The organism is Microbispora sp. H11081 (assembly GCF_012999535.1).
GTDB lineage: Bacteria > Actinomycetota > Actinomycetes > Streptosporangiales > Streptosporangiaceae > Microbispora.
In genome coordinates this window covers 461,792-473,784 of the sequence record NZ_JABBWV010000005.1, presented here as the reverse complement: position 1 = coordinate 473,784, position 11,993 = coordinate 461,792, and the positions used below count along the sequence as shown (strand labels likewise).

General features: G+C 65.7%; 10 protein-coding genes and 1 tRNA gene. 5 read left to right on the top strand and 6 right to left on the bottom strand.

The window, feature by feature from the left end; all coding sequences use genetic code 11:
* Positions 1-168 precede the first annotated feature (168 nt).
* On the bottom strand, positions 169-1,152 hold the full coding sequence (locus HHX31_RS17115) for a hypothetical protein (RefSeq protein ID WP_169949244.1): 984 nt from the start codon (positions 1,150-1,152) through the stop codon (positions 169-171).
* A 738-nt stretch (positions 1,153-1,890) separates the two neighbouring features.
* On the opposite strand from HHX31_RS17115, the gene HHX31_RS35960 reads away from it, so the two are divergent.
* Together HHX31_RS35960 and HHX31_RS17105 are read left to right on the top strand one after the other, a co-directional pair.
* Complete coding sequence (locus HHX31_RS35960) at positions 1,891-2,163, top strand: helix-turn-helix domain-containing protein (protein WP_169949243.1); 273 nt, start codon at positions 1,891-1,893, stop codon at positions 2,161-2,163.
* Positions 2,164-2,306: 143 nt separating this feature from the next.
* Positions 2,307-2,654, top strand: coding sequence for a hypothetical protein (locus tag HHX31_RS17105; protein WP_283244502.1), 348 nt, complete (start codon positions 2,307-2,309; stop codon positions 2,652-2,654).
* Positions 2,655-2,788: 134 nt separating this feature from the next.
* Here the strand turns inward: HHX31_RS17105 and HHX31_RS17100 are convergent, their stop codons facing one another.
* From HHX31_RS17100 to HHX31_RS34380, 3 genes are all read right to left on the bottom strand, one after another.
* Complete coding sequence (locus HHX31_RS17100) at positions 2,789-4,177, bottom strand: hypothetical protein (protein WP_169949242.1); 1,389 nt, start codon at positions 4,175-4,177, stop codon at positions 2,789-2,791.
* Positions 4,178-4,579: 402 nt separating this feature from the next.
* Positions 4,580-4,668: transfer RNA gene (locus HHX31_RS17095), tRNA-Ser, on the bottom strand.
* Positions 4,669-4,767: 99 nt separating this feature from the next.
* Positions 4,768-7,236 carry an AAA family ATPase gene (locus HHX31_RS34380; RefSeq protein ID WP_311931861.1) on the bottom strand — a complete coding sequence of 823 codons (2,469 nt, stop codon included), beginning with the start codon at positions 7,234-7,236 and terminating at the stop codon, positions 4,768-4,770.
* 115 nt (positions 7,237-7,351) lie between these two features.
* Between HHX31_RS34380 and HHX31_RS17085 the strand changes: the two genes are divergently transcribed.
* Complete coding sequence (locus HHX31_RS17085; RefSeq protein ID WP_169949241.1) at positions 7,352-8,314, top strand: NAD(P)H-quinone oxidoreductase; 963 nt, start codon at positions 7,352-7,354, stop codon at positions 8,312-8,314.
* Between the two features lie 124 nt (positions 8,315-8,438).
* The gene (locus HHX31_RS17080) at positions 8,439-8,963 is read left to right on the top strand and encodes a bacterial proteasome activator family protein (protein ID WP_169949240.1); all 525 of its coding nucleotides are present in this window, start codon (positions 8,439-8,441) and stop codon (positions 8,961-8,963) included.
* 1 nt (position 8,964) lies between these two features.
* Here the strand turns inward: HHX31_RS17080 and HHX31_RS17075 are convergent, their stop codons facing one another.
* Complete coding sequence (locus HHX31_RS17075) at positions 8,965-9,783, bottom strand: Cof-type HAD-IIB family hydrolase (RefSeq protein WP_169949239.1); 819 nt, start codon at positions 9,781-9,783, stop codon at positions 8,965-8,967.
* A gap of 240 nt (positions 9,784-10,023) precedes the next feature.
* Here HHX31_RS17075 and HHX31_RS17070 point away from each other — a divergent pair, with 240 nt between their 5' ends.
* Entirely contained in the window at positions 10,024-10,227 is a 204-nt protein-coding gene (locus HHX31_RS17070; protein ID WP_041952879.1) for a cold-shock protein, read from the top strand.
* 489 nt (positions 10,228-10,716) lie between these two features.
* On the opposite strand, the gene serS is transcribed toward HHX31_RS17070, so the two are convergent.
* Complete coding sequence (serS, locus tag HHX31_RS17065; protein WP_169949238.1) at positions 10,717-11,982, bottom strand: serine--tRNA ligase; 1,266 nt, start codon at positions 11,980-11,982, stop codon at positions 10,717-10,719.
* Between the last annotated feature and the right edge of the window lie 11 nt (positions 11,983-11,993).

Sequence of the window (11,993 nt, the reverse complement as noted above, 5' to 3'; positions counted from 1 at the left end):
TGCCCAAACTCCGCAGCGCGCTTGACCGGCACGTCGCAGCCCAGAACCCGACCTCAAACTGCTACAACGAGAACGTCGCCTGACCGCGGGACCGCCGATCAAGTTCCACGAACGTCGGGACATCCTCCCTGCTGGTGCGAAGTGCTCGGAAGCGCCGAACATGTGGGACTAAATGCTGACGTGGCCGTCGGACGTAACGCCGCGGCGGAGGCTCGCCATGGCGGCAAGCCACTCCTCCATGAACTTCTCGCCGGTCTCCTTGCTGTCTGGCCCTTCGATGAGCGGAGGGCCGCTCGCGACCTTATCGCTCAGTAGTTCGTAGATTGCGTCGGGCCAGGGATCGAGGCAAGTCACGAGGTTCGTCGCCGCGTAGCGAGTTCTGTTCATTCCCGTGCATATGTTCATCAGCAACGGCCCGATGCCTAGCTCATCTATATGTGCGCGCAACGCAGCCAGCCCAGGGGTGTCGGGCATTAGCATCCCGTGCAGGAGGTACATCGCACCGAACCCACTCAACCCATACAGGACGGTGCGTGCTCGCCGTAGTTGCTCGACGCTGGCTCTTCTAACCGTGCCCGACGGGTCGTGATTCATAGCTACGCCATCGAACTCCTCTCTGTCCGCAGAGAGCTCGAAACGCTGCACCGCCTGCCGCCAGGTATCTGCGGAAAGTCCGGGATACAGCCCTATCTCGGCTAGGGACTCGGCTATGGCGTCAGTACCTACCTCTCCAAGTCCCATGCCCATGCCGGCGATCAGATGGGCAAAGGCTGCTCGCGCCTGTTGGGCGTGCATCTGTGGTTCATCTAGATCACGCCCTGCTAGTAGAGCCGCTCTGACAGCGGCAGGATCAAACTGGATCAGGCCACCCGGCTCACGGTTGATCACACTAAGGGCTTGATCGTAAAACTCATCCTTCTGCCGTTCGGTGCGCGCCGCACGAGCGAGATTAATCAAGCGGTTGACCGGATTTCTTTCCAACACCCAAGCAAGCCCGGCGAACACCGCGGCCTCCGGTGGCTCGGGAACGGAAGTACGGCCAGGAACAACCAGGTCACGATCTAAGAACCAGTCCAGTACCGCGAACCGAAGGTCACGCCCCTGACGTGCGTGGCGGACAAGCACGGCGGCTATCTCCACCGTCTCCGGCATAACCGTCGAGCCGGAACCTCGACCCTGACCACGGCCGTACCGGCGGTTGCGAGGCAGAAGGCCGGCACGGCGCCAACGCTCAAGCTGGGCGTGCGACACGCTCAACCCCCGCTCGGCTAAATGATTGAGCAACTCTCGATCAGCCAGGCTGGGGCCACTTCTCGGCATGCCACCCAACCATACGCTTAGAACCCCGCGAGGTTCACGGAAGCACGAAAACCCTCCTCTGGCTGACTTGAGGTCGCAGCATCCTGATCGCGCAAGTTGCCCTGAGACATCTGGAGTGGAGTTGGGCGTCAACCCTGAGAAACACCCGAAGCGCCGCCTACGCGTCGTTGAACTGTCCTGCGGCGCCGTTGCTTCGAACCTCCTGCTGGCTCTTCCCAACGGGAAGCTAGTGCTGCTCCTCATGGCCTTGGCAATGCTGCTGCTGCTCACACTGCTTGCCATCATCGCGTTAGGTGCGGCCTTTTCGAGGAAAGGGTTTCGGCGCCAGTCTGCGGCACGGACTCTCGACCTGCTCCTCCGGATTGCTCCTTGGTACAGGTCTCGTCACTAGCAGGATACGAAGCCCCTCAACCTGCACACACGGGTCCTCAATCCGTTGAGCGCCTCATCGCCTGCTGTCGTCGAACACTGCCGCGGTCATCCGCGTGTCAGCTCACACCGCTCTGCTCCTATCATCTCAATTGGCGACACATGCCCCGGATGTGAAACCTGTTGGCATATATTAACCACATGTCGGTCACACCGCCGCTCTCGATCTCCGCGTCCGATTTCGCCGAGCTCACATCTTGGGTTACAGACAGCAGCACCGACATCCGACTTGCGCAACGAGCGAGGATCCTTCTGCTTGCAGCAGCTGGACTAAGCAACGCAGAGGTTGCGAAACAAGTCGGTGTGTCTGCTCCCACGGTCACGAATTGGCGTGTCCGCTATCAAGAGGAGGGCTTACCTGGACTGATCGATCGCCCGCGAAAAGTGGCCGGAAAGGAAAACGGCCGAGACTGAACGGCTGGGGACGTCTGATCCTCGTCAAGTCGAAGCCACAGGCCAACAAGAAGTGGACGAACAGCGGGGAAGCTCACGACGATCGAGGACTCAAGCATCGTGCCCAGGATGAGGGGCGTCCCGTCCCGATCCCATCTGAGCTGGTGAAAATCCTCCGCGAGCACATCAAGGAGTTCGGCGTTCATGACGACGGGCGCCTGTTCCGTACGTCACGCGGTGGCGTGATCTCCATCGGGACATACTGCGATGCCTGGAAAGCGGCGCGAGCCCTGGCGCTAACTCCCGAACAGGTGGTTTCCCCATTGGCCGCCCGGCCGTACGACCTGCGCCACGCCGCAGTTAGCCTCTGGCTAAATGCCGGAGTCGCTGCCCCGGACGTTGCCGAGCGGGCAGGGCACGGGGTGGACGTTCTGCTCAAGGTCTATGCTAAGTGCATCGACGGCGGCATAGAGATCGCCAATAAACGCATAGATGATGCATTGGACTCCTAGCCGGGAGGGCTGCAAGGGCCTCATTTACCGAAGCCCTTTGTGGTTCGAGGGAACTTCCCTGGAGCAACAGCCCTTCGTCAATTCATTGACAGACGAATTCCAACCACCCAATGCAGCCACCCGTTAATGTAGCTTCAATTAATGACAGCGTCATCCACTGTCTCCTCTTCTATGTCCGGGGAGAACCTGAGAACTGAAGTAAGAGATTTTATCGGTTGCCACGCCGTCGCGATTGTCTCAATTCGCCCGTCTGTCAGCAACCGATGATGCGCTGCTCCAGGCAGGAGATCTGGGTCGAGCGGGTGCATCGCATTCGGATTATGATAAACGTCCATACCTTGAATCCAGGTCTCAGGATATCCCTCATGCACGATGTGTACGAAGGATTCAAGAGTGGACGAATTGGGATCAGGATTCCAGGCGGTACCACGACGAATCAGCACAACATCGTCTGCACCGAATCCGGCACTTACGCCCATCCTGTTAAATTTTGCGATCGTACCTCCGCTATTAAAAATAACCGCACTAATATTCTCCGCTTTAGGTAGAGAAAAAAACCCTGAGGGCACCACTTTGTTGCCCCATTTATGCTCCGAGATTTTAGAAGCTATGACGGTCAGTCGCCCCTCCTCATCCCGGTCGGTAGACTGAGTTAGCCCATAGAGATAGATAGGCAGTGCGGAACCACTATAGGTCATCGACAATGCGCTATGGAAATCTTGGATTGCAATTACCAGCGGCTTTCCGGCCACTAACGGATGCTTCCAATACTCCTTGCTCAGCTTCTTGGTCAACGGCCCCGCATATTTGATTGGCAGATAGTGCAGATTGTACGCCTCGAGATCCGCCTCGGTTTGCGGCCTGGGGGCCGAGGATTGACCATCGCCGCTTCTGCTCGGATTTATAGTTGTTGCCTCCACAGCAAACTCGCCACGAAGTCCGCGCGCCAAGAAATCGGGGGCAGGCTTGGGATGCAGAACTTCCAGGTTCGCTTCAGTCAAGGCGGCGAACAGATACAATTCCCACACTCGAGCATCGAAGCCGGTAGTTTGGAACTGTTCAACAAAATTGCCATCTATATCTTCATGCCAGCGCATCATTGCACTAATAATTCTACGCGCGGCAGAAAATTCGCCATCAGTGGCAATCCTACGGAAATCGGGGTGCAACTTTGTCTTGGCAACAAGCGGTGCGAAAAAGTCGACAACTCTTCCGGATTCATCACCTTGAATGCGCTGCTCATCTAGATTGGGCAACAACTCCATAATTCTGCGGTTGAGATCGGCGAGAGCCTGTTCAGGGGTATCAAAGTAGCCTGTGACTCCCACTGACCGGAATCTCTCCAGCCCGTCACGCGCCAGGATGATCCCAGAAAACTCATCATCCGTGTCAATGATAAGCGTGGCAAGGATGCGCTCATCACCCGCCTCGAACCAGGCAAGCTCCTGCGAAAAAGCTCGCGCGAGCGGTTTACGACAGTAGGCAGCGAGAGCATCCCACCTCGCACGCGAGATAGCCCGCATCGTTGGCCCCCTCATCTCCTCCAATAGCTTGTATAGACCGTGTCTGCGCCTACGGCAACGCCGGCAACTGACGGTGCCCCACATCGTCGCGGAACCACACCTCGTACGAGGTAGTCGGCTATTGCTGTCCGTCGCCTGAAACATGAGACGCAGGACCGAGTCGAGGAACGCTGGAGGCACTGTTCGCCAATGCCTCCATGAGCTCCAGATCAGCGACCTGTGCGAGGCCTGCTATTGCCTCGCAGTGTCGTGCCAAACAGGCACTCAAGATCATTCCGCATATATTCCGCGACCAGCGGCCGAGGGCTGCTGAGGGTGGCGTACGGCTGCACACGGCCGGAACGATCAACGGCGTCCGACCGAAGCGAAGTCGCTGGTCAGACGCCGTTTTGGCTAGTTGAGCGGAGAGCGTGGGATTCGAACCCACGAGACCGGTCACCCGGCCTAGCGGTTTTCAAGACCGCCGCCATCGTCCACTAGGCGAGCTCTCCACGGCACCCCGCGCTGGAAGCGCCAGGCAGCAGCCTAGTCCCTCGCTCGCGGCCACGTGACCGCGACCGCGAAAGAGATCATTCCCGCCTTTCGATCGCCTACAGGTGGTCCGGGATCTCGGAGAACCTGCGCTCGTTCAACGCCTGCGGGCCGGCGAAGCCGTCGCCCACGGAGGCGGCCAGGCGCAGGTACGCGTCCCGGGTCGGCTCCTGGAGCCGGTCCAGGTCGATCTCCGCGCCCTCCTCCAGGTGGGGGTCGTACGGCACGCGGACCACGGTGCGGCAGCGGGCGGCGAAGTGGGCCTCCAGCTTGTCGAGGTCCACTGTGGACTTCGAGCGGGGCCGTACGCTGCACAGCACCACGGTGGCGGCCCGGACTAGGTCGCCGTAGTGGTGCGCCTCCAGCCAGTCCAGCGTGGCCGAGGCCGCCCGGGCGCCGTCCACGGACGGCGAACTGACGAGCACGATCTGGTCGGCCATGCCGAGCACGCCCGACATGGCGGAGTGCAGAAGTCCGGTGCCGCAGTCGGTGATGCAGATGGAGTAGAAGTTCTCCAGGACCTGCGCCACCGCGTGGTAGTCCTTGGCGCTGAACGCCTCCGACACCGACGGGTCACGGTCCGACGCCAGGATCTCCAGCCGGGACGGCGTCTGCGACGTGAAGGCCCGGATGTCGACATATCGCTTGATCTGCGCCCGCTCGTTCAGCAGGTCGCGTACGGTGGCCGCCGTCTCCAACTCGACCTTGTCCGAGAGCGTTCCACGGTCGGGGTTGGCGTCGACGGCGATGACGCGGTCGCCCCGAACCTGCGCGAGCGTGGCGCCGAGACCGACGGTCGTCGTGGTCTTGCCCACGCCGCCCTTGAGGCTGAGCACGGCGACCCGATGGTGGCCGGTGGAGACGGGCGTGCGGGCGCGCTGCACGAGTTCACGGCGCCGCCGCACCTCCGGGGCCTCGCCCGGCTTGATCAGCCCGGCCGACGCCTTGTAGACCAGCCGCCGCCAGCCCGTCGTGGGGGTGTTCCTCCGCCCCCTCAGCAGGGTGACCGGGTCGAGGCTGTCGGCGGTCGGCTTGGAGGAGGCCGGCTTGGAAACGGCCGGCTTCCCCCCTGTCGTACGCGCCGGCGAACTGAAGGCGGAGGTGGGAGGAGCCGGACGGCGCGGGGTCTGGTACGCCTCCCGCTCCGCCACCGCGTCCCGGTTCACCATGTCCCGGTTAACGATGTCCCGGTCCGCCCTATCCCGGTCAACCGTGTCCCGATCCACCGGGGGCGCCTGGTCGGTTGCGAGGCTCGGGCCCGGCACCCCGGCGGGCACGGGCGCCGCGACGGGGCCCGGCTCGTACGGCTTCCGCTCCTCGGCGGCCAGGTCCTCCCTCAGGGAGCCGGTGAAACGGTCGTCCTTGGCGTCAGGCACCGGCTCGGCCCGGGACGCGCCGAACGACGGCGCGGGAGGCTCCTCCGGCTCGGCGGCGCGCTCCTCCGGCATGGGCGGCACGGGTACGGCCGGCTCCAGCCAGCCCCTCAGGGACTCCTTCGGCGAGTACGGCTCGCTGGACGCCGGCGGGGCGTAGGACGTGGCCGACTCGCTGCCGGAGAAGGCTCCGACGTTGTAAGAGTCGGTGTCCGCGGGAGAGCCGGAGACACCGCCGCCGGCACCCCGTTCCGCGAACCGTGGCGTCGTGTAGGACGAGGCGCCGCCCAAGGCACCCGGCGGTGAGGTGGGGGGGCCGTCGTCGTCCGGCTCCCGGTCGCCGCTCGGCGCTTCGGCGGTCGCGTCGGAAGGCTCCGGTCCGGCGTCGAGGGACGCTCCGAAGGACGACCCCGCCGATCGGTCCCGCGTCTGCCCGAAGGACGTCTCGTACGACTCGTAAGACGTCTCGTAGGCCGTCTCGTACGGCGGAGCGCTGACGGGCCCGGTCGACGTGGCGGAACCCTCCTGCGGCTCGCCAGGAGCCGTGCCCGCTGTGGACCTCCCCGAGCCGAAATCGGTCCCCTGCGCGAGCGCCTCAGGGCCCGACGCGGCCGAGCGCTCGACCGGCGTGTCCTCGGCCTCCTCCGTCGACGAGGGCTCGGGCCTGTTCAGGAAGGCCGTGTCGCCGAAGCCGGTGTCGCCGAACGCCGTCTCGCCGTAGCCCGAGTCGCCGCCATAGGCACCCCCGAAACCGGACTTTTCGCCACTTTCATACCGAAAACCGCCCGAATATCCGCCAAAGTCGGCCTCCCGGATGTGCCTGGTAGCGGACGACTCGGCGGTCTCGGAACGTTCGAACGCCTCCGGGCCCTCCCGCGACGGGGCGCCGTACGCGGTGCCCGCCGCGGCGCCGGTCGCGCTGTCGGTGGCAGCGCGGAGCAGCCCGCCCGACGGTGGCTCGGCCGGGACGGCGCTCCACGGGTCGGCGGGGTACGGAGAGTCCGGTTCGGCCGCTGGGGGCGGCGGAGAAGCGAGGGTGGCGGAGGTCACCGCGCTGACCGCTATCTCCACCTCGTCGGGCATCTCCTTGATCGCGTCGAGCCATGCGAGCTGGTCCTCGAGAGAATGGGGATCCTCACGATCATGTCTCGCCACCGGTGTACCCCCTCGGGCTGGGCTAATGGGGTAGCAAACACATTGCAGATTAGCGCCACGTAATCCGGCTAATACGGGCAACCGCCGAGTTCTCCGCCACGCTACTTTAGGTCACATGCGCGCGATAGTGATTTCGGAACCAGGCGGACCCGAGGTTTTGGTCTGGCAGGAACTGCCCGATCCGCGTCCCGCCGCAGGTGAGGTGGTCATCGACGTCGCCGCGTCCGCCGTCAACCGGGCGGACCTGTTGCAGCGCCGCGGCCTCTATCCGCCCCCGCCCGGCGCCTCCGAGATTCCCGGCCTGGAATGCTCCGGAGTGATCATTGAGGTCGGCGAGAACGTCCCCCACCTCGCGCCCGGAGACCGGGTCTGCGCCCTGCTCGCCGGCGGCGGGTACGCGGAACGGGTGGCGGTCCCCTGGCAGCAGGTGATGCCGGTGCCGGACGGGATCGCGCTGGACGAGGCCGCCGCTCTCCCCGAGGTCGCCTGCACGGTGTGGTCGAACGTCTTCATGACCGCCCGCCTGAGGAAGGGCGAGACCCTGCTCGTCCACGGCGGCGCGAGCGGCATCGGCACGATGGCCATCCAGCTCGCCAAGGCGTACGGCTCCCCGGTGCTGGTCACCGCCGGGTCGGCGGACAAGATCGAGCGGTGCCGCGCGCTGGGCGCGGACGAGGCCGTGAATTACCGCGAAGAGGACTTCGCCGAGCGCTTCGAGGGCCGGGCCGACGTCATCCTCGACATCATCGGCGCGAAGTATCTGGCGGGGAACCTCCGCGCCCTCGCGACCGGCGGGCGGCTGGTCGTCATCGGCATGCAGGGGGGCGCCAAGGGCGAGCTCGACCTCGGCATGCTGCTCGCCAAGCGGGGGGCGGTCCACGCGACCGCGCTGCGCGGCCGATCGGCCGACGACAAGGGTGTGATCTGCCGCGGCGTCGTCGACAATGTCTGGCCGCTGGTCGCGGCCGGGGCCGTACGGCCGGTCGTGCACGAGCGGATCCCCCTCGACCAGGCCGCCCGCGCCCACCGGACGCTCGAAGAAGGGGAACACGTCGGCAAACTCCTGCTGGTCAGGTGAGTTAGGTTGGATCGGGTCGGGAGCACCTGGCGAATCCACCCGCCGCGCGGCGGGGCCGTGACTCGCCGGAGACGTCCCGGCACGGTGCGCACCAGCGGAGCGAATCAGGAGTTGTAACCGATCGATGAACGCAGACGAGAGCACGCCGCAGATCGTGGTCGTGGGGCCGCAGGGCCTTTCGGCCGCCGGTGGCAACGGTAAGGGCGAGCACGAGGAGCGGTCCGTCGCCGATCTGGTGGAGCAGCCCGCCAAGGTGATGCGGATCGGCAGCATGATCCGCCAGTTGCTCGAGGAGGTGCGGGCGGCTCCCCTCGACGAGGCCAGCCGGAAGCGGCTCGCGGACATCCACCAGAGCTCGATCAAGGAGCTCGAGGAGGGCCTGGCGCCCGAGCTGGTGGAGGAGCTGGAGCGGTTGTCCCTGCCGTTCAGCGACGAGAGCGGCACCGCGCCGAGCGACGCGGAGCTCAGGGTCGCGCACGCCCAGCTCGTCGGCTGGCTGGAGGGCCTGTTCCACGGCATACAGACCACGCTGTTCGCCCAGCAGATGGCCGCGCGGGCGCAGCTGGAGCAGATGCGCCGCGCGCTCCCCGGCGGCGTGCCCCAGGTCGCGGACGACCAGGGTCACCGCGCGGGCGGCCCTTACCTGTAGGTCAGACCCCCGTGCTCGTGACCCCGAACAGGGTCTCGAGCACCACCGCGACACCGTCCTCGTTGTTGGCCGCCGTCACGTGATCGACGGCGGCCAGCACGTCGGGGTGGGCGTTCGCCACCGCGTACGAGACGCCGGCCCAGGTCAGCATCGGCAGGTCGTTCGGCATGTCGCCGAACGCCACCACCTCCGCGGGCTTGATCCCCCGCTCCTCGGCCAGTGTGGCCAGCGATGTGGCCTTGGTCACACCGAACGCGCTCATCTCGATCAGCGCCCGCCCGCTGGAGTGGGTCGGGGTCACGACGTCGCCGACGATCTCCAGCACCGTCTGGTGCAACTCGTCGGGGTCCATCGAGGGATGCCGGGCGAGCAGCTTGGCGCACGGCCGGGCCGTCAGCGCCGAGATCCCCACCTCGCGGCCGAAGGACAGCTCACGCGCGTCCCATCCGCCCAGCGGGTAGTTCGCCTCGTGCGCGAAGCCCCCCTCGTACTCCACGGAGAACGTGAGGTCCGGCACGTGCCGCCGCAGGCGCGCCACGCACTCCTCGAGGACGTCGGACGCGATCAGGTGCGACTCGACGATCTCCTCGGTGTGGAGGTCGTAGACGAGCGCGCCGTTGGCGCAGATCGCGAGCCCGTGGTGCCGTACGGCTCCCGCGACGGTGTGCATCCACCGCGGCGGCCGCCCGGTGACGAAGACGAGGGTGCCGCCGGCCTCCTCCACGCTGGCGAAGGCGGCGGCGGTACGAGGGGAGATCGTGCCGTCTGTGCGCAGAGCTGTGCCGTCGAGGTCTGTGGCGACGAGGCGGGGGCAGGTCATGACAGGTTCCAGTGTGCACTGAGATATGCCATGGCATGGCCTCGGCCACGCCCTGGGCGAGAAATCTCCTCCAGACGTGGAACACCAACGGGCCACATAGTGTTAGATGTGAAGGCGTTGTATTAGCTGTTCCCGTAGCGAAAACCAGCTTGACTGTATGAGCCACCCGGGGAGCTGTGCGACACACCCGGGGTCCACGAGGTGTGGGCCCCAAGATTCACTTCCTTAGGGAGAGCAGTAATGGCTCAGGGAACCGTCAAGTGGTTCAACGCTGAGAAGGGCTTCGGCTTCATCGCACCGGACGGCGGCGAGCCCGACGTGTTCGTGCACTTCTCCGCGATCACTGGCAGCGGCTACCGCAATCTGGAGGACGGCCAGCGGGTCGAGTTCGAGGTCATCGCGGGTCCGAAGGGTCCGCAGGCTTCGAACGTTCGTGGCCTCTGATCTGACGTAACGAAAGGCGGGGCTCGCCTGGCGAGCCCCGCCTTTCGCATGCCCGGGGTCCCCGTGCCGTGCGTCGCATGCCGGGGATGCCCGCGCCGCGCGGAGCCGGTCACGCGGCCCGGAGCCGTGGTGCCCGAACCTGGCCCGTACGGAGGCCGGGGCGCCCCCGACGCGACGGATCACGCGCCGAGGGGCAAGGGCAGCCCACCGCCGGCCGGGCATCCGGAAGACCACCGCGCATGAAAGTTTCACGCGCAGGGCCTTCCCGTGCGCAAATCCCGTCCGAACTGAGAGATTTACATCACACCTGACGCCCCTGCCGCTCAAGGGTGGATTCGCACCCTTTGGCGTTATCGGCTGTGTTTCTGGCATCACAGTCTGTGGCCGGTCCCGCGCGATTCGCCGCGCCGAAAAATTTTCGGGACGAGACACGAAGACCTCCGGACGCGGCGGTCGCCCGCCACGCCGGAGGTCCTGTGCGGACATCCGCTAACGAGACAGCGGCTCCAGGACGTCGAGCCCCACGTACGGCCGGAGCGCCTTGGGCACGACCACCGAACCATCGGCCTGCTGGTGGTTCTCCAGGATCGCCACGATCCACCGGGTGGTCGCGAGCGTGCCGTTGAGGGTGGCCACGTGCTGCGGCCTGCCGTTCTCGTCCCGGAAGCGCACCTTCAGGCGCCGGGCCTGGAAGTCGGTGCAGTTGGAGGTGGAAGTCAGCTCGCGGTAGCGGCCCTGCGTAGGCACCCAGGCCTCGCAGTCGTACTTGCGCGCCGCCGAGGTGCCGAGGTCGCCGCCCGCCACGTCGATCACGCGGTAGGGGACCTCGACCTTCTCGAGCATCTCCTTCTCCCAGGCGAGGAGCCGCAGGTGCTCCTCGTGGGCGTCCTCAGGACGGCAGTAGGAGAACATCTCCACCTTGTCGAACTGGTGGACCCGGATGATCCCCCTGGTGTCCTTGCCGTACGACCCGGCCTCGCGGCGGAAGCAGGACGACCAGCCGGCGTAGCGCAGCGGCAGCGACGCCCGGTCGAGGATCTCGTCGGAGTGGTAGGCCGCCAGCGGCACCTCGCTGGTGCCGACCAGGTAGAGGTCGTCGGCCTCAAGCCGGTAGATCTCGCTCGCGTGGGCGCCGAGGAAGCCGGTGCCGGCCATCGCCTCGGGCTTGACCAACACAGGGGTGATCATCGGCGTGAAGCCGGCCTCGACGGCCTGCTGGATCGCCATGTTGAGCAGCCCGAGCTGGAGCCGCGCGCCGACGCCCTTAAGGAAGAAGAACCTGGCGCCGGAGACTTTGGCCCCGCGCTCGGTGTCGATCGCGCCGAGCAGCTCGCCCAGCTCGACGTGGTCGCGGGGCTCGAAGTCGAAGACCGGCTTCTCGCCGACCTCCTCCAGCACCACGTAGTCGTCCTCGCCGCCGGCGGGCGCGCCCTCCTCGACGATGTTCGGCACGCTCAGGAGCAGCGCGTCGAGCTCGCTCGCCAGCGCGGCAGCCTCGGTCTCGGCCGCCTTCACCTGCGCGGCCAGTTCCTTCGCGCGATCGAGCAGCGCCTGGCGCTCGTCCCCGGACGCGCGGGACACCGACTTGCCGATGCTCTTCTGATCGGCGCGCAGCGACTCGAAGCTGTTGAGCGCGGCACGGCGGCGCTCGTCGAGGGACAGCAGGGTCTCCACGACCGAATCGTCCTCGCCGCGGACGCGCTGCGACGCCCGGAGCCGGTCAGGGTCCTCACGAAGGGTTCGCAGGTCAATCACGGCTCAAAGGC

What these genes read in the sequence shown, in the direction of transcription:
- HHX31_RS17085 (WP_169949241.1), top strand. Translation starts at nt 7,352, where the DNA reads ATGCGCGCGATAGTGATTTCGGAACCAGGCGGACCCGAGGTTTTGGTC.
- HHX31_RS17075 (WP_169949239.1), bottom strand. Translation starts at nt 9,783, where the DNA reads ATGACCTGCCCCCGCCTCGTCGCCACAGACCTCGACGGCACAGCTCTG.
- HHX31_RS35960 (WP_169949243.1), top strand. Translation starts at nt 1,891, where the DNA reads ATGTCGGTCACACCGCCGCTCTCGATCTCCGCGTCCGATTTCGCCGAG.
- HHX31_RS17070 (WP_041952879.1), top strand. Translation starts at nt 10,024, where the DNA reads ATGGCTCAGGGAACCGTCAAGTGGTTCAACGCTGAGAAGGGCTTCGGC.
- HHX31_RS17115 (WP_169949244.1), bottom strand. Translation starts at nt 1,152, where the DNA reads ATGCCGGAGACGGTGGAGATAGCCGCCGTGCTTGTCCGCCACGCACGT.
- HHX31_RS17080 (WP_169949240.1), top strand. Translation starts at nt 8,439, where the DNA reads ATGAACGCAGACGAGAGCACGCCGCAGATCGTGGTCGTGGGGCCGCAG.
- HHX31_RS17100 (WP_169949242.1), bottom strand. Translation starts at nt 4,177, where the DNA reads ATGCGGGCTATCTCGCGTGCGAGGTGGGATGCTCTCGCTGCCTACTGT.